The sequence below is a fragment of the Streptomyces yerevanensis genome (assembly GCF_000716805.1).
GTDB classification, from domain to species: domain Bacteria; phylum Actinomycetota; class Actinomycetes; order Streptomycetales; family Streptomycetaceae; genus Streptomyces; species Streptomyces flaveus.
Window position 1 is genome coordinate 1 of sequence record NZ_JNWJ01000024.1, and the last position, 20,665, is coordinate 20,665.

A 20,665-nucleotide genomic window follows, 5' to 3' on the forward strand; every position below is an offset into this window, starting at 1 on the left:
TGGTGAACACCACGGTGTGGATGCCCGCACCCAGCGACGAACAGCGCGGCGTGCGCGGCATCGACCTGTTCGTCCGCAGCGACGCCGACCAGCTGTCGCAGCTGGTAGCGCTGATAGACCGCGGCGAGCTGCGCGTCGACGTCGCCGAACGGGTGCCGCTGGCCGAGCTGCCGGCGCTCCACGCCCGGGCCGCCGAAAACGCGGTGCACGGCAAGGTCATCGTCGTCCCGCCCGTCGCCTGACGCCGATCCTCCACCGAAAGGAAAAGGCCATGGCACTGAGTTTGGATCCCGAGATCGCCGAGGCGCTGGCCCCGATGGCCGGCGCGATGGCGGATGCCACACCACCGGCCGTGGGGGACATCGCGGCGCGGCGCGCCATGTGGGAGCCGATCATCGGCGCCGCGGGAACGGCCCAGCCGGTCCCGGCCGACGTGAAGACCAGCGAGCACTACACGACCACCGGCGACGGCGCGCGGATCACCATGCGCTGGTACACCAAGGACGGCGCGGCGCCTGGCCCGGCCGTGCTGTTCTTCCACGGCGGCGGATACATCTTCGGCCATATCGACCTGTTCGACGGGCCGCTCGCCCGCTACGTCTCCGCCAGCGGCGTACCGATGCTGTCAGTCGAGTACCGCCGCGCCCCCGAGCACCCCTTCCCGACCCCGCTCGAGGACGCCTACACCGCACTGCGCTGGCTGCACGAACACGCCGCCGAACTCGGCGTCGACACCGACCGGATCGGCGTGATGGGCGACAGCGCCGGCGGCGGAATCGCCGCAGCCGTGTCGATCCTCGCCCGCGAGCGCGGCGGCCCGAAGATCGCCCGGCAGATCCTTCTCATGCCGATGCTCGACGACCGCACCACCACCCCCGATCCACACATCGCGCCCTACCTGCTGTGGTCCTACGACGACAGCCTCACCGCATGGCCGGCCCTGCTCGGCGAGGCCGCCGGCGGGCCCGACGTCCCGGCCACGGCGGCCCCAGCCCGGCTCGAGGACGCGACCGGCCTGCCGCCGGCCTACATCGAGGTCGGCCAACTCGACGTGTTCCGCGACGAGGACACCGCCTACGCCACCAAACTCAGCCGCGCCGGCGTGCCGGTCGAATTCCACCTGCACCCCGGCGCCCCGCACGAGTTCGATTCCATCGCCTTCACCTCCGACGTCGCCCGCCGCGCCATCGCCGACCGCATCCGCGTCCTCAAGTCGATCTGAGCCGGCACCGAGCGCGCTCACCCCGTGCCGCAGGAGGGGGGTATGCAAGCGCTCCACACAGGTGGCCCCTCGCCCCGTTGCCCGCCGCAATGGGGCCCTCGGACACCGGCAAGAACACACTGAAGCACCGCGCGGCCGGGCCGGACTCCCATTTCGGGCAGCATGCGCATCGACGGCCGGGAGACTGCCGGACTGCATGAGACCCGCCCGGCACCTGATCCTCACCTGACTGATCTTTGAAGGAGACGATTCCGATGATCCCCGACGACGACCCGTCCCGCTCGCTGACCGTGGCGGACCCCGACGACCCCGGCACGACGTACATCTCTCTGGTGGGCAACACGTACGCCATGCTGGTCACCGGCGAGCAGACCGACGGCCGGTACTGCCTGATCGACATGCGCGTCCCCGACGGCGGCGGCCCGCCGCCGCACCGGCACGACTTCGAGGAGATGTTCACCATCCTCGAGGGCGAGATCGAGTTCACCTTCCGCGGCGAGAAGCACACCGTAGGGGCCGGGTCCACGGTCAATATCCCGGCCAACGCGCCGCACAACTTCCGCAACGCTTCGGGTGCGCCGGCCCGCATGCTGTGCATGTGCACCCCCGCCGGCCAGGACGAGTACTTCACGCGCATCGGCGATGTCGTCGCGGGCAAGGACGCACCGCCGCCACAACTGTCGGAGGACGAGTTCGCGGAACGCCGCCGCCGTGCGGCCGAGTTGGCCTCGACCTACCGGAGCGAGTTCCTGTGACTCACGGAGCCGGCAAACCCGGCACCGGTCGACAGGGTGAAGTTCCCCGCTGAGCTGGACAGCCAGGACCAGATCGTTCGGGTCCATCGCCTACACCTCGACCAACAGTTCCTGGCTCAACCGTATCGAGGCCCAGTTCACCGCCCTGCGCTACTTCGCACTCGATGGCACCGACCATGCCAGCCACAAAGAGCAGGGCAGCATGATCCGCCGCTACATCAGCTGGCGGAACAAGCATGCCGCCGACGACCGCCTCGAGGTCGTCAACGGGGCGAACGTTGCCTGATGCGGCACTGGTCTGAACCTTCGTGACGGCTCGTCAGTATATCTGGCGGGCCGTTCCGGCTTGTCGGACGGTCCCAGCTCGGCAGGCGTCGTTGCCTGCCGGTCGTACGGTGACCGCATGGGCAGGGACGGCGTTCCCCGGCTCCGGCTGGTCGTGGTCGCGGACAGCGATACCGGTCCGCGACTGTGCCGTGGGTGTGGGGGCCACTGATGCCCTCGGCGAAGGCGACGGCGGTGTTCTGTTCGACCGCCTGCCGGTCGCGGCACTGGCGGCAGATGCGGCGGGCGCGAGGGCGGCGCTCCCGAGAAGTGGCCCCGGCGACGGGTGGTCGACTCGATCCGATACATCGTCGACAACGGGGCGAAATGGCGCGCGCTGCCCGCCGACTTCGGCATCCCCTGGCGCACCGTGTTCGGGTACTTCGCGCGCTGGGCGAAGGCCGGCGTCCTCAAGCGCATCCTCGACCAGCTCCGCCGTCGGCTGCGTCTGCGCGGCAGCCGCTGCCCCTGGCCGGTCCGCGTGATCATCGATGCCCAGTCCGTCAAGGGTGCGGAAACCGTATCGAACGCCACGAGGGGATGGGGCCAGGGCAAGTTGATCAACGGCCGGAAGCGACATCTCATCGTTGACCAGGACGGGCTCCTGGTCGACCTGCTCGTCACCCCCGCCGACGTCCAGGAGCGCGCCGCCGTCCGCATCCTTCTCACCCGGCTCCATGCCGAGCACCCCGAAATCGTCCTGGTCTGGGCCGACAACGCCTACGGAGGCGAGGAGTTCACGTCCTGGGCCCAGGACGCCCTCGGCATCACCATCAAGGTCGTTCCCCGTCCCCGGGGACGCCAAGGGCTTTGTCGTGCTGCCCAAGAGGTGGGTAGTGGAGCGGAGTAATTCGTGGACCATGCGGGCGAGGCGCAACGCGAGGGACTACAAACGCCTGATGTCCCACGCCGAAGCCCACATCCAGTGGGCGTTCATCACCCTCATGTCTCGCCGTCTGGCCCGGCAGCTCCGCCGCATCGAGGCGGTCCCGGACACCCTCGCGACAGCCGCCTGAAGATCCCTCCACTGCCGTTCGGCTGCCTGCCCACTCGACGCCCACCCGAACGGCAAACCGAGGTATCACCATGCCTCATGGCACCGGGACCTGCGGAAAGGAGATGTGACACAGCTTCTCAGGCGGGTATCCCGGCGGTGGCGGCTCAGTCGAACTCCTCGACGTACTCCTCCGGCGGTCCGAGCTCCGGGCGGTCCCGCAACTCCAGGACTCCGCCGAGCCGTTCCAGCTCGAGGACCGTCACGGTGTTCTCACCGGCTCGCAGCAGCGGTGCCGGGCAGTACAGCGTGACCTGCGGCCCGATCTCCCAGTAGCGGCCGAGCAGGAAGCCGTTGACCCAGACGAGGCCACGGCTCGATCCGGGCAGCGCGAGGAAGGTGTCCGCGGGCGTGTCGACGTCGAACGTCGCGACGGCGAACCCCGTGTGCGTGGTCGCGGGACCGGCGGCGACCGCGTCGGTCAGCTCCGTGGCGGACCACTCCTGCAGCGCGACCGGCGCGCTGTCCCAGCCCTGCACGGTGCGCCGGTCGACGAGGACGGGACCGAGCAGGCCCTTGTGCCGGCCGATGCCCGGTCCGTAGTTCACCCGGCCGAGGTTCTCGACCAGGACGTCCAGCCGTACGACTTCGCCGGTTCCGTGGATGGGGAGTTCCGGGGAGTCAGGGTCGGCGACGCCCAGCCACGTGCCGTCGCCGAAGACCAGCGCCCGGTCGCGTACGTCGGTGAGGACGAGCCGGTGCTCGCCCGCCGGGATGCGCGGATACGCGGTGTGCAGGACCATGCCCGCGTCGAGCCCCAACTGCTCGAACGAGGCGGGGCGCGGAGCGGTCAAGGTCGGGAACTGGGTCGGCACTGCGCGGATGCCGGCGAGCAGGTTGGCGCGGTGGACGAGCGGGACGCGGGTCGGCGGGAGCGTCGGCAGCCGCGCGGGGGAGCGGAGGGAGCCCCGGGCGCCGAGCGCCTCGCGTATGGCGAAGAACTTGGCGGTGAGGCTGCCGTCCTCGGCGATCGGCGCGTCGGAGTCGTAGCTCGTCACGATGGGCTGCAGTCGGCCTTCGTCTTCGTTGGCGCCCGCCCAGAGGCCGAAGTTGGTGCCGCCGTGTGCCATGTAGATGCTCACGCTGCCGCCGTCGGCGATGATGCCGCGGAGTGTGCCGACCGCGCTGTCCACCCCGCGAACGTGGTGCCGCTTGCCCCATGTGTCGAACCAGCCGTTCCAGAACTCGGCGACCACGAACGGCTCGTCCGGTCGCCGCGTGGCCAGGAGCTGCCGGGCGGCGCCGGGCTGGGAGCCCAGGGTCACGGCCGTCAGGGTGCCGGGCAGGGTGCCGCCGTCCAGCATGAGCTCGGTGGGTCCGTCGGCGGTGAACAGCAGCTCCCCGATGCCCTGTTGGGTCAGGGCCTGGCGATTCCAGCGCAGGTAGGCATGGTCGTCGCCGAAGCTGCCGAACTCGTTCTCCACCTGCACCGCCACGACCGGCCCGCCCTCGGATGCCTGGAGCGCGGCGATGCGCGGGACCAGCTCGTCGAACCAGCGGCCGACGGCGGAGGTGAACGCCGGATCCGAGCTGCGGACCGCGACGTCCCGGCCGGTGAGCCAGCTCGGCAGGCCGCCGCCCGACCACTCCGCGCAGATGTACGGGCCGGGCCGGACGATGACGTCGAGGCCCTCCTCGCCCACCGTGCGGATGAACCGCTCCACGTCCCGCCAGCCGTCGAAGCGTGGCGCCTCGTGCTCGTGGGGCTGGTGAAAGTTCCAGGGCACGTAGGTGTCGACCGTGTTGAGTCCGAGGTCGGCGATCCGGCGGATCCGGTCCCGCCAGAGGTCGGGGTGGACGCGGAAGTAGTGCAGTGCTCCCGACAGGATGCGATGGGGTACGCCGTGCCGGTACAGGCGGCCCTCACGCCAGGTGAGCGCACTGGTGGCGGCGTCGGCCGCCGCGTCGGTCGTGGTGTGGGCCGAAGAGATGTGTGTCGTGGGCGGCTCAGTCACCGTGTGAGCGTATGTTATCGATGCCATGAGTAACAAGGTTCGATAGGATCTGGTGGACGGCCGACGAGCAGGCGCGCCGACCGCCGGAGAGGAGCGCGATGACCGAGGGCACCGCGAGGCTGAGGCAGCCGAGCATGGCCGACGTGGCCCGGACCGCCGGGGTGTCGGCGCAGACCGTCTCGCGCGCGCTCCGCGGCTCGCCGAACGTCAACCCCGAGACCAAGAGGCGCGTGCTCGCCGCCGTGGACCAGATCGGCTATCGGTTCAACAGCGCCGCCAGGGCGCTCTCCTCCGGGCGCAGCCACACCATCGGGCTCGTGCTGCTGGCGTCCGGTGGGTACTACTCGCGCTCGGCGGTGACCGCGGGTGTCGAGGCCGCCGCCGGTGAGGCCGGGTACGCGGTGAGCATCGCGACCATCGCAGCGCTCGACACCGGCCTGATGGAGCGATCCCTCTCCAAGCTCGCCGACCAGGGCGTCGACGGCTTCGTCATCGCCGTACCGCTCATCTCCGTGACGCCGAAGATGGAGGACATCACCCGCGACATCCCGACCGTCACCCTCGACGGCTCACGGACAGCGGGCGCCCGAGTGCTCGGGATCGACCAGCAGGAGGCGGGCCGTGTCGCCACGCAGCACCTGCTCGACCTCGGGCATCGCCAGGTCTGGCACATCTCCGGGCCTGACGAATGGATCGAGGCGCGCCAGCGGCGACAGGGCTGGCAGGAGTGCCTGGCCGCGGCCGGGATCGAGGCGCCGCCGCCCCTCGAGGGCGACTGGTCGCCCGACTCGGGATACCGGCAAGGGCAGATCATCGCGATGATCCCGGACGTGACGGCGGTCTTCGTCGCCAGCGACGAGATGGCCTTCGGGGTGATCCGCGCCCTGCGCGAGCGTGGCCGGTCGGTGCCCGACGACGTCTCCATCGTGAGTGTCGACGACATCGCCCTCGCGGCCTACGGCTCTCCGCCGCTGACGACCGTCCGCCAGGACTTCTACCGCTACGGTGCGGCGGCGGTCGCCCTTCTGCTGCGGGGCGACGATGCCGACGTCGACGAATCCGTCGTCACCGCGTCACTGTCGGTACGCGCCTCCACAGCGCCGCCGCGGTCCGGCTGAGCCTCGCTTCAGCCGTTCTCGCTAACTCCGCCTCGGCCGTTCGTCAAATGCCTCTTGTGGGCCCCTTGCGCCTTCGTGCCAGTCGGTGCCACCGTAAGGCCGTCATGTTATCGATGCCACCATAACAAGCGCCGGGATCGGCATGAGCAAGGTGGGCAACTGTCCACGGGAAGGACCCCACATGAGGAGATCGCTCGTCCTCGCGGGCGCCGCGGTCACGGTGCTCGGACTGCTCGCCGGCTGCTCCGCCGGCGGGGGCGGCTCGGACTCCGGCAGGACGACCCTCAAGGTCGCCGCCCTCGAAGGCGGCTACGGCCGGGACATGTACACGCAGGTCATCAAGCAGTACGAGGCCTCGCACCCCGACATCGATGTCCAGCTGCAGATCTCGAAGAGCATCGAAGACGAGATCACCCCGAACATGAAGGCGGGACGGTACCCGGACGTCGTGGTGCTCGGCCAGGGCCGCGAGGCCGCACTCACCGAGACTCTCATCAAGGACAAGGCACTCGAGGACCTCACACCGGTACTGAAGGAGAAGGTCCCCGGCGAGAACACCACCGTGGGGGACAAGCTCACCGAGGGCATCGTCGGCAACCTCAACACCAACCCCTACCGCAACGATCAGACGTACCTCATGCCGATGTACTACGCGCCGACCGGACTCTTCTACAACCAGGGCCTGTTCGAGCAGAAGGGCTGGAAGGTCCCGAGCACCTGGGACGAGATGTTCGCGCTCGGAGACACGGCCAAGAAGCAGGGCATACCGCTGTTCACCTACCCGACCGCCGGCTACCTCGACTCGTTCTTCTTCGCACTCCTCGCCGACGTCGGCGGGGAGCAGTTCTACACCGACGTCATGACGTACAAGAAGGACGTCTGGAAGACGGCGAACGCCCGGAAGGCTCTCGACATCACCACCCGGCTGCTGGACTACGCCGCACCGGCCACCGTCGGCTACGCCAACGAGCAGGACTTCACCAAGAACCAGCAGCTGGTCCTCGACAACAAGGCGCTGTTCATGCCGAACGGAACCTGGATCGTCGGCGAAATGGCGGAGGCTCCCCGCGCAAAGGGCTTCAAGTGGGGTCTGACGCCGCTGCCAGCGGTCACCGCGGGCAGCAAGCGCTACATCACGACATCGGTCGAGTCGGTCTGGATTCCCAGCGCCGCCCAGAACAAGGACGCGGCAAAGGACTTCATCGCCTACCTGTACTCCGACGAGGCGGCGAAGACCTTCGCCGAGTCGAACGCGATCCAGCCGATCGAAGGCATCGTGAGCAGCCTGACCGAGGAGAACGCCGAGTTCTACAAGGTGTACCAGGACCCCTCGGTCGCCCCGCTCGTCGGCGGGTTCGCGAGTACCGCACCCGTCGAGGGCGTCGACATCAAGGCCACGCTCTTCGACACCGCCAACAGCATCATCAGCGGCGACACCACTGAAGACGAGTGGCAGGACGCGCTGAACGACGCCAGCGAGAAGCTGCGCCAGGCGGGCGACTGACGTGCACGGCGGTGGCCCGGCCGGCCCGGACCACCGCCGGAGCCCTTCCGACTCGGCAGACCCGGGAGACCCTCTCCGCTCACCTTCGACGCCATCGAGTACTCCTCGAGCGACCCAAGGACCGGCACGGTGACGACCCTCTCCACCCCCACCCCACCTCCAGGCTCGACGAACCGCGCATCCAAACGGCCGCCGTTCAGCGGGAGTTCGCGGCGCGGCACCCGGACCCCCGCCCGGCGGCGCGGCAACACCCGCTTCGTACTCGCCTGTCTGCTCCCCGCGCTGGTGCTCTTCGCGATGTTCATGGTCGTCCCGACCATGAACGTGTTCCGGATGTCCTTCTACACCTGGAGCGGGTTCTCCCCGGACAAGCGATTCGTGGGGCTCGACAACTTCTCCCGTCTCCTCGACGACGAGCAGTTCGTGCGCGCCTTCCAGAACACGGTCGCGCTTCTGGTCGTGGTGACCGTCGTGACGATGGGCATGGGCCTGTTCCTCGCCGCGATCATGACCCGGCAACGGCTGCGCGGGCGGAACCTGTACCGGTTCATCCTCTACATCCCCAACGTGCTCTCGGTGGTCGTGATCGCGGCGATCTTCTCCGCCGTGTACGACCAGGAGAACGGCCTGCTCAACAGCACGCTCCGGCTGCTGTCGCTGGACGGTCTGCAACAGGTCTGGCTCGGAGACCAGAAACTCGTGGTCTACTCCGTCGCGATCGCGATGGTCTGGCAGTCGCTGGGCTACTACATGGTCCTCTACATGGCGAGCATGTCGAGCATCCCGGAGGAGCTCTACGAGGCGAGCGCGCTCGACGGGGCCTCCGCCGCCCGGCAGTTCTTCGCCATCACGCTGCCGCTCATCTGGCAGAACCTCCGCACCACGCTGACGTTCTTCATCATGAGCGCCGTCAACCTCAGCTTCGTCCTGGTTCGCGCGATGACGGGTGGCGGGCCCGACGGCTCTTCCGAGGTCCTGCTGAGCTACATGTACAAGCAGGCGTACACGAACTCGTCGTACGGCTACGGCATGGCCATCGGTGTCGTCATCTTCGCGTTCTCGTTCCTCGTGTCGCTCCTGGTGAGCCGGGCGACGCGGCGCGAGCCCCTCCAGTTCTGAGAGCTCTTTGAGGACGGACACCATGACCACGATCAAGTCGTCGTCCCGCCCCCGCAGGGGCCGGACCCTCACCTACGCCCTTGTCATCGCCCTCGCGCTCGCCATCGCGGTACCGGTCGCCTGGGTGCTGCTCGCCTCGCTCAAGCAGAAGAGCGAGTTCTTCGGCAGCCCCTGGACGCTGCCGAAGGGCCTGCACTCCGCCAACTACGTCCACGCGTTCGTCGACGCGCACATGGGTCAGTACTTCCTGACGTCGGTGTTCGTCACCGTGCTCGGCCTGGTCCTCGTCCTGGCGGTCTCCGTGCCGGCGGCCTACGTCATCGCCCGGTACGAGTTCCGGGGCCGCCGCGTCGTGGAGACCGCGCTCCTGGCCGGTCTCTTCGTCAACGTCAACTACATCGTCGTACCGATCTTCCTCATGCTCGTCGACTGGGACCGCGCGCTCATCGACGTTTTCCCCGGCGGGTTCTTCATCGACAACCCCTCAGTCCTGTCGCTCGTCTACGCGGCCACATCGATCCCGTTCACCATCTACCTGCTCACCGCGTACTTCCGGTCGATACCGGTCGAGTACGAGGAGGCCGCCGCGATCGACGGAGCGTCCCGATTCCGGATCATGACCCAGGTCATGCTCCCGATGGCGCGCCCAGCGGTCACCACCGTCATCCTGTTCAACTTCCTCGCCTACTGGAACGACTTCATCATCGCGCTCACCCTGCTCCCCGGCGAGGGCAAGACACTGCAGGTCGGCCTGCTCAACCTGTTCACCGCGCAGAAGGCGGCGGCGGACTACGGGCGTCTCTACGCCGGCATGGTCATCGTCATCGTTCCCGTCCTCATCCTCTACGCGGTCATCCAGCGTCGGCTCATCGAGGGCATGGCATCCGGCGGAGTGAAGGGCTGAACCGGCCCTTCGGCGGCATCAGTTGCTCGCGGCATCAGCGGAAGGAATCTTCATGAAGGAATCGACGCGTACGGCGCTGCTCGTCACCGCTCGTACGCTCGTCGCGGCAGCCTGCCTCACGCTCGTCGTCACCGCGCGCACGGCGGTCGGGTGGGGCAACCTGCTGGTCATGCTCGCCGCGCTGGCCGGGCTACTGGTCCTGCTCGCCGCGTACAACCGGCGGTTCCGGTGACCGCGGCGGCGGCAGCGGCGTCCGGACGGGCGCGGGCGTCGGCGCTGGCCTCGGTCCGGCCGAGCGAGCGACAACTCACCTGGCAGGCAATGGAGTTCTACGGGTTCATCCACTTCGGCATGAACACCATGACGGACCGGGAGTGGGGCGAGGGCCACGACGACCCGACCGCCTTCGCCCCGGCCGGGCTCGACGCCGACCAGTGGGTCGCGGCACTCAAGAGCGCCGGGATGACCGGCGTGATCCTCACCTGCAAGCACCACGACGGCTTCTGCCTGTGGCCGAGCGACGTGACGGCCTACTCGGTCGCCTCGTCACCGTGGCGCGACGGCCGGGGCGACGTGGTCGCCGAGGTCGCCGACGCGGCCCGGCGGCGCGGCCTGCGGTTCGGGATCTACCTGTCGCCCTGGGACCGCACCGAGGCGTCCTACGGCTCAGGGACCGCGTACGACGACTTCTACGTCGCCCAGCTCACCGAACTCCTCACCCGATACGGGCCGGTGTTCTCGGTCTGGCTGGACGGCGCGAACGGCGAGGGTCCGAACGGCAAGCGCCAGGTCTACGACTGGGAGCGGTACTACGCGGTGGTCCGCGAGTTGCAGCCGGACGCGGTCATCAGCGTGTGCGGGCCCGACGTCCGCTGGTGCGGCAACGAGGCCGGGGACACCCGCCCCGACGAGTGGAGCGTCGTCCCGCGTGCCCTGCAGGACGCCGAGCGGACCGCGGACCGCTCACAGCAGGCGGACGACGGTGCCTTCGCGCGGCTCGTACGCAGCGACGACCGCGACCTCGGCAGCCGTGCCGCCCTGGCCGGGCACGAGGACGACCTGGTCTGGTACCCGGCCGAGGTCAACACCTCGATCCGTCCCGGCTGGTTCCACCACCCGGCCGAGGACGCCGAAGTCCGTTCCGTGGACGAGCTGTTCACCATCTACCTGCGCGCCGTCGGCGGCAACTCCTGCTTTCTGCTCAACGTCCCGCCGGACCGGGACGGGCGGGTGCGGGACACCGACGTGGCGGTCCTTGAGCAACTAGGGCGGCGCATCGAGGACTTCCGGGCACGGCGGGTCGATGCGTCCGCGACGGTCTCGTCCGGGGACGCGGGCGACGTTGCGACCGCGTGGCCCGGCAGGGGGCGTATGCCGTGGCGACCGGACGACATGGACGAACTGCCCGGCGTGACGCTTGCGTTCGGACGACCCCGCCCGGTCGAGGCGGTCGTCGTGGGCGAGGACATCACGCAGGGGCAGCGCATCGAGCATGTCGTCGTACGGGGCTGCCGGGACGGCCGGTGGTCAACGCTCGCCGAGGCGCACGCGGTGGGCTACCAGCGCATCCTGACGTTCACGCCGGTCGAGATCGACGCCGTACGGGTCGAGGCGCCGGAAGCGCGGGACACGCTTGTTATCGCCCACGTGGCCGCGATCGGGGCGGCCTCATGAAGGGGACCTTGCCCAGACAGGGCACGTCACGTAAGCCGGGCGCTTCGCGCAAGCCCAGCACCTCACGCAAGCCGGGTAAGCCGAGTACGGCACGCAAGCCGAACACCGCCCGCAGGCCAGGTACTTCACGCAGGCCGTCACGCAGGGCCGTCGCCCTGTTCACTGGTGTGTGCCTCGCCCTCGCCGCGCTGGCGGTCACCGCAGTGACCATGCTCAGCCACCGCACCAGCGAGACCAACGAGATCGCTTCCCTCGACGGACACCCGGTGACCCGCGACGAACTGCTTTTCCACATGCGGCGGCTCGCGCCGACCGTGCAGAACGAGCTGCGCAACAAGTACAACCTCCGGGGCAAGACCGACTGGAACGCGAAGGCCGGCGACAAGACCGCACTCCAGCGGCTCGAGACCCGGGCGCTCGACGAGATCTGGCGGGACAAGACCACGCTCGTCCTCGCGAAGGAGCAGGGGCTCATCGACTCCGTGGACCACGCGGACTTCCTCGCCGAGCTGGCCGAAGAGAACGAGTCCCGTGCCAAGGGCATCGCAGCGGGCAGGACTGTCTACGGCGTCGCGCAGTTCTCCCCCGAGGAGTACTACACACACCGGCTCACCGAGCTCACCACGAACCTGAAGAAGCGCCTCAGCGCGGACGCCGAAGCGCCGCTCCGAGTCACCGACGCCGACGTCCGGCACGCGTTCGACGCCGACCGGGACGCCTGGAGCGCCAACGCGACCACGTACAAGTACGCGCAGCTCGTCGTACCGATCCCCGACGACACTTCCGGGGACTACGCCGCCCGCCTGCAGCGACGCGTGGCCGCCGCCGGGCGCCTCGCGGACGTCGCCACCGGAGAACCCGGTGCCAAGCTCACGACCGGCACGTACGACGGCAGTGGCTCGACCGGGCTGAACGCCCACGACCAGGACCTCATGGCGGTGCTCGGCAAGCTCGCGCCGGGCCGGATCTCCGCCCCCGTCATGGGAGCCGGCCAGATCACCTACTACGAGCTCGACAGCAAGAAGGTCGACGTGGACAAGGCGTTCGCCGACTACCGCCGGCGGATCCGGCAGTCGCTCGTCGAGGAGAAGTTCGACCAGTTCCTTCAGCGCCGGGTCGACACCAGCGACATCGATGTCGACACCTCGGCGATGGACGCCATCAACGCAGAGGATGTGCAGAAATGAGACCCGCCGATACTGCATCACCCCCCGTCAACGAGGCGGTGCGGAGGCGCCGTCGGCCCTCGGCGCGGGCGCTCCGCGCGAGCCTCAGCAGCCTGTTCACCGCCTTGCTCGCCGCGCTGCTCGTCGGATCGCTCGTTCCCGCCGCGCACGCCGCCGCAGCCCCGGACAGTGCTCCCGCCCGCGCCGTCGCCAAGCCGAGCTGGCCGGGCAACGCGCCGAACACGACCGGCGGCAAGGACTACTTCATCGACGCCACGAACGGTCGCGACAACGCGGCCGGGACCTCGCCGAAGACCGCCTGGCGCACCTTGGCCAAGGCCGGCGCGACGACGTTCGCGCCCGGCGACCGCATCCTGCTGAAGGCCGGTGAGCAGTGGCAGGACGAGCAGCTGTGGCCGAAGGGCTCGGGCAGCGCGGGCAAGCCGATCACCATCTCGGCGTACGGCGACCCGAGCGCCGCCCGACCGTACATCGCGACGAACGGCAAAGTGCCGAGCCCGTTCAACGCGGACGGCACGAAGAATCCCGAAACCGTCGGCCGGACCGGCGCCATCGTGCTGCGCAATCAGCAGTACTGGGAGATCAACAACGTCGCGCTGTCCAATGACGACGACTTCGCGACCGACATCACGACAGGTTCGTACGTCCGCGACGGAATCATGGTGTCGATCAATGCCGACCTCCTGAAGGACGGCGCGGACAGCATCATGGACCACTTCCGCATCTCGGACGTGTACGTCCACAACCTCGACGGCCCGAGCAGTTGGCAGCGAATCCACTATGGTGCTGTCAACTTCCAGGTCTTCGGCAGCCGCAGCTACAAGGAGTACGACACAGGCGGCTACTACTTCAAAAACGTCCGGATCGAGAACAACACCTTCGAGAACGTCGAACTGCACGCCATCCAGTTCGCCTTCAACTGGTTCTACGACCGCGACGCGGACTTGGGCCAGTACGACGAGAGCGGGAAATGGCACGAGGGCTGGGAACAGCTGTGGGTGCGTACCCGCGACCTGTACAGCCGTGACGTCTACATCGGCCACAACTACGCCGAGAGCATCGGTCAGGGCGCGATCCAGCTGGCCAACACCAAGAACATGAAGGTCGAGTACAACGAGGTCAACGGCTATCTGGAGCGCTACGACGCGGTATCCTGCGCGCTCTATCTGTGGGCGGGCGCAGACTCGGTCATGCAGTTCAACGAGGTGTACGGCGGCCCGAACAACGAGTTCGACGGCACCCCCTGGGACCTCGAGTACACAAACTTCAATGTCACGTACCAGTACAACTACTCGCACGACAACGCGGCGGGCTGGATGGCCTACATGGGAAACAGCCACAATTCAATAGCCCGCCACAACCTGAGCGTCAACGACAACGGCGTACTCGTGAAAAACATGCTGTCGACGAACTACTCGCCGACGTATTTCGCGAACAACACCTTCGTCTACGACGGCGCGGACCTCGACTACGTCCACGACGAGACGTTCCTGAGCAGGGTCTACTTCCTGAACAACATCTTCTACAACACCTCGAAGACCGCTGAGACACCGTGGTATCGCCGTACCGGCGCCCTGCGCCAGGCGGTGTTCTCGAACAACGACTACTACGAGGCAAGCGGCACTCACTCCAACCAGGAACCGGCCGACCCGAAGGGATCCCGGGCCGACCCACGGTTCGTCGGTGACCCTGCCGAGTACGTCACCGGGGCGGGCGTGAAGCAGATCCGAAAGGCCGCGGCGCATTTCGCCCTCCGAGACGACTCGCCGCTCATCGACGCCGGCCGGTACAACCCGCACCTGGGCACAAAGGACTTCCTCGGTACGCACATCTACTACGGCGACGCACCGGACATGGGCATGGCCGAGAGCCATATCGGCCCACAGGTCACCAACCCGGTCGACGACGACCCCATCGAGAAGGAGGTGGACAACCGGGTCGATCTCGCGCTCGGCAAGCCGGTCACCGCGAGCTCGACCCACCCCGGCGCGAACGGGACACTCACCGCGGACAAGCTGACCGACGGCGACCTCACGACCCGCTGGGCCGCGGCCGATGACGCGGCCTACCCGATCACGCTCGACGTCGACTTCGGCGCGGACACCACCTTCGACGAGGTCTACCTGGACGAGTACACGGACTCGGGTACCAACCCGCGGGTGCAGTCGTTCGAGCTGCAGCGGTGGGACGCCGGAACCGGCGCATGGGTGACCTTCGCAAGCCGCGACGACGGCATCGGGCACGACCGCACCGTGACCGGCTTCGGCAGCATCACGACCTCCCGGCTCCGGGTGGCGCTCACTGGGCAGATCGCGACGGAGCAGTACACCCCGACGCTGACCGAGATCGCTGCGTACCGCACCGGCGAGTAGGCACGGCCGGAGCGTGTCACGGCCACCGGCGGGTGGATGCCACGGCGTCCACCCGCCGGTGACTTGTCTCGGGGTGGCGGCGATGACGTAATTGCACACACGTCTGGAGAGAAGTCAAGCGTTATTCGTGCGCCTTCCGCATTCCGTCCGCCGAGATGTGTATTTCCGTGCTCACGCGGCCTCACCCCTTGTCAAGGGCGATATTCCCCACACCTGAACGACGCCGAACAGCGGCCCTGGCCAGTGATGTTGCGGTGTTACGGTGGGTCCCGTGAGAAATCGGATCGTCGTCAAAGGTGCCCGTCAGCACAATCTCCGTGACGTGTCCGTGGAACTACCCCGAGATGCGCTGATCGTATTCACGGGAGTATCCGGATCAGGAAAGTCAAGCCTGGCGTTCGACACCATATTCGCCGAAGGGCAGCGGCGTTATGTCGAATCCCTCTCGGCATATGCGCGGCAGTTTCTCGGGCAGCTCGACAAGCCCGATGTCGACGCCGTCGAGGGACTGTCCCCGGCGATCGCCATCGACCAGAAGACCTCGAGCCGCAACCCGCGCTCCACGGTCGGCACCATCACCGAGGTCTACGACCACCTGCGCCTGCTCTACGCCCGGATCGGTCACCCCCACTGTCCCGAGTGCGGGGAGCCGGTCAGCCGGCAGACGCCGCAGCGGATCGTCGACCTGCTGCTGGACGAGGACGAGGGGACCCGCTTCCAGGTGCTGGCCCCGGTCGTCCGGGACCGCAAGGGCGAACACGCCGAGGTCTTCCGGCAGTTGTCCGCCGACGGGTTCAGCCGGGTCCGGGTGGACGGGACGGTCCTCGCGCTGGCCACGCCGCCCGCGCTCGACAAGCGCAAGAAGCACTCCGTCGACGTGGTCGTGGACCGGCTGGCCGTCAAGCCGGAGGTACGGCAGCGGCTGACGGAGTCCGTGGAGACCGCGCTGGGACTCGGCGGCGGTGTCCTCCGGGTCGAATTCGTGGAGCGCGAACTCGGTTCCGCAGGCCGCGAGTTGGCCTTCTCCGAGACGATGGCCTGCCCGCGCTCCCATGACATCGGCCTGGAGTCGCTGGAGCCCCGGCTGTTCTCCTTCAACGCGCCCTGGGGCGCCTGCCCCACCTGCGCCGGCCTCGGCTCGCGCATGGAGGTCGACCCCGCTCTCGTCGTACCGGACGACACCAAGTCGCTGGCGGCGGGCGCCATCGCGCCCTGGACCAACACCAGCGGCGCCGACTACTTCACCCGCCTGCTCGAAGCCCTGGCCGCCGACGCCGGCTTCAGCACCGCCACCTCCTGGCGCGAACTCCCCGTCGGCATACGGCAGATGGTGCTGCACGGAGCGGAACGGCGGCTGCACCTCGCGTACCAGAACCGGTTCGGCCGTGAGCGCTCGCACCTGTCCCGCTATGAGGGCGTGATTCCGCACATCGAGCGCCGCTTCGCGGAGGGCGCCGAGTCCGGAGCGGCCAACCGGTTCGCCGGGTATATGCGCGAGGTGCCCTGTGCGGCCTGCGGGGGTGCCCGGCTCGCCCCGGGTGTCCTGGCGGTCACGGTCGGCGGCCGCAGTATCGCTCAGGCGGCCGCTTTGCCGCTCAATGAACTCGCCGATTTCATAAGGGCGTTGGAGCTGACGGACAGCGAGCGGCGGATCGCCGAGGCCGTGCTGTCGGAGATCGGGGAGCGGCTGCGGTTCCTGCTCGACGTAGGACTCGACTACCTCTCGCTCGACCGGCCCGCTGCCTCCCTCTCCGGCGGGGAGGCCCAGCGGATCCGGCTGGCCACCCAGATCGGCGCCGGACTGACCGGTGTCCTGTACGTGCTCGACGAACCGTCCATCGGACTGCACCAGCGGGACAACCAGCGGCTCATCGAGACGCTGAAGCGGCTGCGCAACCGCGGCAACACCGTGATCGTCGTCGAGCACGACGAGGAGACCCTGCGGGTCGCCGACTGGGTCGTGGACATCGGGCCCGGCGCCGGCACGCACGGCGGCCGGATCGTCTGCTCGGGCACCGTGCAGGAGCTGGCCGAACACCCCGAGTCCGTCACCGGTGCCTACCTCTCCGGGCGCCGTACGATCCCGCTGCCCGCGCAGCGCAGGAAGCCGAGCGAGGGGCGGGAGCTCACCGTGCACGCGGCGTCCGAGCACAACCTGCGCGACGTCACCGTGTCCTTTCCGCTCGGGGTCTTCACTGCGGTCACCGGCGTCTCCGGATCCGGCAAGTCGACGCTCGTCAACGACATCCTGCACGCCTCCCTCGCCCAGCAGATCCACCGCGCGCACCAGGTGCCCGGCCGGCACCGCACCATCACCGGCATCGAGCACCTCGACAAGGTCGTCCAGGTCGACCAGTCGCCGATCGGCCGCAGCCCGCGCTCCAACCCGGCGACGTACACCGGCGTCTTCGACCACTTGCGCAAGCTGTTCGCGCAGACCCCGGAGGCGAAGGTGCGCGGCTACCAGCCCGGCCGGTTCTCCTTCAACGTCAAGGGCGGCCGCTGCGAGCACTGCTACGGCGACGGCACGATCAAGGTCGAGATGAACTTCCTCCCGGACGTGTACGTCCCGTGCGAGGTGTGCAAGGGCGCCCAGTACAACCGAGAAACCCTCGACGTGCACTACAAGGGCAGGTCCATCGCGGACGTGCTCGCCATGACCGTCGCGGAGAGTGTGGACTTCTTCGACGGCCACCAGATCATCTCCCGGCATCTGCGGACCCTGGACGACGTAGGGCTGGGCTATGTGAAGCTCGGCCAGGCTGCCACCACCCTGTCCGGCGGCGAGGCACAGCGCGTCAAGCTCGCCGCCGAACTCCAGCGCCGTACCCGCGGACGCACCCTCTACGTCCTCGACGAACCCACCACCGGCCTCCACGCCGCCGACGTCGACCGGCTGCTCACGGCGCTGCAACGACTGGTCGACGGCGGCAACACGGTCGTCGTCATCGAGCACAACCTCGACGTGATCAAGACGGCCGACTGGCTGATCGACATGGGGCCGGAAGGCGGCCTGCGGGGCGGCAAGGTCATCGCCGAGGGCACCCCGGAACAGGTCGCGGCCGAGCCCCGGTCGCACACCGGACGGTTCCTCAACTCCCTGCTGGAGCAGCCCAGGTGAACGCCACGGACGTACAGGACCCGGAGGAACTCCTGCTCGCGCAGTACGACGAGACCGACGCCCCCGCGCCCCGGCTCCCCTCCGACAGCGGCACGGTCGACCAGGTGAAGGACTACCTGCGGCTCATCGCCAAGGTCCGGCTGCTGACCGCCGAACAGGAGGTGGACCTGGGCAAGCGCATCGAAGCCGGGCTCTACGCCGAGCACCTCCTCGCCGAAGAACCCGGCCTGGACCCGCACTTCCGCCGGGAACTGTCCCTCCTCGCCGATGACGGCCGTCGCGCGAAGAACCACCTCACCGAGGCCAACCTCCGCCTGGTGGTCTCCGTCGCCAAGCGCTACACCGGACGCGGACTGCACTTCCTGGACCTGATCCAGGAAGGCAACACCGGGCTGATCAGGGCCGTGGAGAAGTTCGACTACACCAAGGGCTTCAAGTTCTCCACGTACGCGACCTGGTGGATCAAACAGGCGGTCACCCGGGCCCTGGCCGACCAGAGCCGCACCATCCGCATCCCGGTCCACACCGTGGAGATCATCAACCGCGTGGCACGGGTCCGCCGCGAACTGCTCCACGACACCGGGCAAGAGCCCACCCCGGAGGAAGTGGCCGAGAAGGCGGAGATCTCGGTGGAGCGCCTCACCGAACTCAGCGCCTACACCAAGGAGCCCGTCTCGCTGGACATCACCCTGTCCGACGACGGCGACACCGAGTTCGGCGACCTCATCATGGACAGCGACTCGCCCTCGCCCTGGGAGACGGTGACCTTCGGCCTCCTCCAGCGCGCCATCCAGACCCTCCTGGCGGAGATGACCCAGCGCGAGGCCGGGATCATCTCCCTGCGCTACGGCCTCCTCGACAGCCGCCCGCGGACCCTGGAGGAGATCGGACAGATCTACGGCGTCACCCGCGAACGCATCCGCCAGATCGAAGCGAAGACGATGAGCAAGCTCCGCCATCCCTCACGGTCGCACGTGCTGCGGGACTACCTCGCAGACGAGTGACTGCTGGAACGTACGCAGACCACCACCAGGGCGGTGGCCGGCCAGGGGCGGAGCGTCGCGCTTCGACGAACTTCTCCATGATCCAGGCGAGCCGGCCGACGGGGAATCGGTCAGGCCGTACGCGAGGGTCTGCGGTCGGGGCGCCCGGCTCGACCGAGCCGATGCTTTCGGCATGGCGCCCGGCCCGGCTCCACCGCGGAGGCGTGTCGTGGCTGTCCGCGACGGGTGACCCACCAGCACCCCTCATGGGCTCATGACGATTCGCGTACGACGAGCTCGGTGGGAAGCGTGACCTGCCGACGCGGTTCCTCGGGATTGCCGATCTCTTCCAGAAGGATGTGGGCGATCATGCTGCCGATCTCCTCGACGGGCTGACGCACGGTGGTGAGGGGCGGATTGCTGTGCCGGGCGATGATGGAGTCGTCGAATCCGACCACGGCTACGTCGTCGGGGACGCCCCTCCCTTGCCTGCGCAGCTCCACCAGCGCCCCCGCCGCCATGACGTCCGAGGCGACGAACACGGCGTCGAGCTCGGGGACTTGTTCAAGGAGTGAACGCATCGCCGCCTCGCCGCCCTCCACGGTGAAGTCACCCGAGGCCACAAGTCGGTCCGTGGCCTCGTGGCCCGCCTTCTCGAGGGTCTCGCGCCAGCCTTGGAGCCTGCTGCGCGCCACGTCCATGTCGAGCGGGCCGCTGATGGTGGCGACGGCGCGCCGCCCCCGCGTGAGGAGGTGGCTGACGGCCGTCGCGGCCCCGCCCGTGTTGTCGGAGTGCACGTAGCTGAGTGACTCGTCGGGGGAGCGGCGCCCGGCAAGCACCGTGGGCAGCCCCATGTCTTCCAACAAGCCCGGCAGCGGGTCGTGTTCGTGCACCGAGACCAGGAGCACCCCGTCGACACGCCGCTCCGCCACCGACTCGGTGAGCTGGTCCCGCTCGGCCTGGTCGCGTACGAGCACCAGTTGGAGCTGTGTCCGGGTCTCGGCGAGCGCGGTGCTGACCCCGCGGATGACCGCCGAGAAGTAGGGCTCCGAGCCCAGTCTGCTCTCCGACTCGGGGATCACCAGGGCCACGGAGTTCGTCCTGCTCGTCACCAGCCCCCGGGCAACCGAGTTCGGTACGTAGTTCAGCTCGGCTATGGCGGCGAGCACGGCGGCCCTGGCCTTCTCGCTGACGAGTTCGGAGCCGTTGATGACTCGTGAAACCGTGGTGCGTCCGACACCGGCGCGCGCGGCCACGGTCTTGATGGTCGGGCGTTGCCTGCCCCCCATGACGCCTCCCTCACTTCTGCGCTGTTCGGACGGCTCTCACCTGCGCGCATTGTGCCAGACCGGCGCCGAGCCTCCGCAGGGTCC

The 20,665-nt window shown here is 68.5% G+C and carries 15 protein-coding genes and 2 pseudogenes; 15 read left to right on the forward strand and 2 right to left on the reverse strand.

Going from position 1 to position 20,665, the window contains the following annotated elements; translation table 11 throughout:
- From OP79_RS24365 to OP79_RS54075, 5 genes and pseudogenes are all read left to right on the forward strand, one after another.
- Positions 1-242: zinc-binding dehydrogenase (locus OP79_RS24365; RefSeq protein WP_033322851.1), on the forward strand; the 242-nt coding region annotated here is incomplete at its 5' end.
- 29 nt (positions 243-271) lie between these two features.
- Positions 272-1,222, forward strand: coding sequence for an alpha/beta hydrolase (locus OP79_RS24370; RefSeq protein ID WP_033322853.1), 951 nt, complete (start codon positions 272-274; stop codon positions 1,220-1,222).
- 254 nt (positions 1,223-1,476) lie between these two features.
- The gene (locus OP79_RS24375; RefSeq protein WP_033322854.1) at positions 1,477-1,977 is read left to right on the forward strand and encodes a cupin domain-containing protein; all 501 of its coding nucleotides are present in this window, start codon (positions 1,477-1,479) and stop codon (positions 1,975-1,977) included.
- A gap of 85 nt (positions 1,978-2,062) precedes the next feature.
- A pseudogene (locus tag OP79_RS58285) lies at positions 2,063-2,263 on the forward strand (transposase); the annotation flags it as partial.
- Positions 2,264-2,563: 300 nt separating this feature from the next.
- Positions 2,564-3,151, forward strand: a pseudogene (locus OP79_RS54075) (IS5 family transposase); the annotation flags it as partial.
- Between the two features lie 311 nt (positions 3,152-3,462).
- Here OP79_RS54075 and OP79_RS24390 read toward each other — a convergent pair.
- On the reverse strand, positions 3,463-5,310 hold the full coding sequence (locus tag OP79_RS24390; protein WP_033322856.1) for a glycoside hydrolase family 35 protein: 1,848 nt from the start codon (positions 5,308-5,310) through the stop codon (positions 3,463-3,465).
- A 98-nt stretch (positions 5,311-5,408) separates the two neighbouring features.
- Between OP79_RS24390 and OP79_RS24395 the strand changes: the two genes are divergently transcribed.
- The 10 genes from OP79_RS24395 to OP79_RS24440 all read left to right on the forward strand — a co-directional run bounded on the left by OP79_RS24395 (position 5,409) and on the right by OP79_RS24440 (position 19,313).
- Positions 5,409-6,428: a LacI family DNA-binding transcriptional regulator gene (locus tag OP79_RS24395; protein ID WP_033322858.1), complete on the forward strand. Its 1,020-nt coding sequence runs from the start codon at positions 5,409-5,411 to the stop codon at positions 6,426-6,428.
- A gap of 181 nt (positions 6,429-6,609) precedes the next feature.
- On the forward strand, positions 6,610-7,932 hold the full coding sequence (locus OP79_RS24400; RefSeq protein WP_033322859.1) for a carbohydrate ABC transporter substrate-binding protein: 1,323 nt from the start codon (positions 6,610-6,612) through the stop codon (positions 7,930-7,932).
- A gap of 129 nt (positions 7,933-8,061) precedes the next feature.
- Entirely contained in the window at positions 8,062-9,051 is a 990-nt protein-coding gene (locus OP79_RS24405; RefSeq protein WP_033322860.1) for a carbohydrate ABC transporter permease, read from the forward strand.
- Positions 9,052-9,073: 22 nt separating this feature from the next.
- The gene (locus OP79_RS24410) at positions 9,074-9,955 is read left to right on the forward strand and encodes a carbohydrate ABC transporter permease (protein WP_033322862.1); all 882 of its coding nucleotides are present in this window, start codon (positions 9,074-9,076) and stop codon (positions 9,953-9,955) included.
- 52 nt (positions 9,956-10,007) lie between these two features.
- Positions 10,008-10,187, forward strand: coding sequence for a DUF6903 family protein (locus tag OP79_RS24415; protein WP_033322864.1), 180 nt, complete (start codon positions 10,008-10,010; stop codon positions 10,185-10,187).
- Positions 10,184-11,629: an alpha-L-fucosidase gene (locus OP79_RS24420; RefSeq protein ID WP_211270856.1), complete on the forward strand. Its 1,446-nt coding sequence runs from the start codon at positions 10,184-10,186 to the stop codon at positions 11,627-11,629. Before OP79_RS24415 ends, OP79_RS24420 begins: the two co-directional genes overlap by 4 nt.
- Before the next feature lie 167 nt (positions 11,630-11,796).
- Positions 11,797-12,816 carry a hypothetical protein gene (locus OP79_RS24425; protein ID WP_033322865.1) on the forward strand — a complete coding sequence of 340 codons (1,020 nt, stop codon included), beginning with the start codon at positions 11,797-11,799 and terminating at the stop codon, positions 12,814-12,816.
- Complete coding sequence (locus OP79_RS24430; protein WP_106972470.1) at positions 12,813-15,188, forward strand: discoidin domain-containing protein; 2,376 nt, start codon at positions 12,813-12,815, stop codon at positions 15,186-15,188. The genes OP79_RS24425 and OP79_RS24430 overlap by 4 nt, the downstream gene beginning before the upstream one ends.
- Before the next feature lie 271 nt (positions 15,189-15,459).
- On the forward strand, positions 15,460-18,309 hold the full coding sequence (gene uvrA, locus OP79_RS24435) for an excinuclease ABC subunit UvrA (protein WP_033322867.1): 2,850 nt from the start codon (positions 15,460-15,462) through the stop codon (positions 18,307-18,309).
- Positions 18,306-19,313 carry a sigma-70 family RNA polymerase sigma factor gene (locus OP79_RS24440; protein ID WP_033322868.1) on the forward strand — a complete coding sequence of 336 codons (1,008 nt, stop codon included), beginning with the start codon at positions 18,306-18,308 and terminating at the stop codon, positions 19,311-19,313. The genes uvrA and OP79_RS24440 overlap by 4 nt, the downstream gene beginning before the upstream one ends.
- A 251-nt stretch (positions 19,314-19,564) precedes the next feature.
- Here OP79_RS24440 and OP79_RS24445 read toward each other — a convergent pair whose 3' ends face one another.
- Positions 19,565-20,581 carry a LacI family DNA-binding transcriptional regulator gene (locus tag OP79_RS24445; RefSeq protein WP_033322869.1) on the reverse strand — a complete coding sequence of 339 codons (1,017 nt, stop codon included), beginning with the start codon at positions 20,579-20,581 and terminating at the stop codon, positions 19,565-19,567.
- Positions 20,582-20,665 lie beyond the last annotated feature (84 nt).

What these genes read in the sequence shown, in the direction of transcription:
- OP79_RS24370 (WP_033322853.1), top strand. Translation starts at nt 272, where the DNA reads ATGGCACTGAGTTTGGATCCCGAGATCGCCGAGGCGCTGGCCCCGATG.
- OP79_RS24375 (WP_033322854.1), top strand. Translation starts at nt 1,477, where the DNA reads ATGATCCCCGACGACGACCCGTCCCGCTCGCTGACCGTGGCGGACCCC.
- OP79_RS24395 (WP_033322858.1), top strand. Translation starts at nt 5,409, where the DNA reads ATGACCGAGGGCACCGCGAGGCTGAGGCAGCCGAGCATGGCCGACGTG.
- OP79_RS24400 (WP_033322859.1), top strand. Translation starts at nt 6,610, where the DNA reads ATGAGGAGATCGCTCGTCCTCGCGGGCGCCGCGGTCACGGTGCTCGGA.
- OP79_RS24410 (WP_033322862.1), top strand. Translation starts at nt 9,074, where the DNA reads ATGACCACGATCAAGTCGTCGTCCCGCCCCCGCAGGGGCCGGACCCTC.
- OP79_RS24415 (WP_033322864.1), top strand. Translation starts at nt 10,008, where the DNA reads ATGAAGGAATCGACGCGTACGGCGCTGCTCGTCACCGCTCGTACGCTC.
- OP79_RS24430 (WP_106972470.1), top strand. Translation starts at nt 12,813, where the DNA reads ATGAGACCCGCCGATACTGCATCACCCCCCGTCAACGAGGCGGTGCGG.
- OP79_RS24445 (WP_033322869.1), bottom strand. Translation starts at nt 20,581, where the DNA reads ATGGGGGGCAGGCAACGCCCGACCATCAAGACCGTGGCCGCGCGCGCC.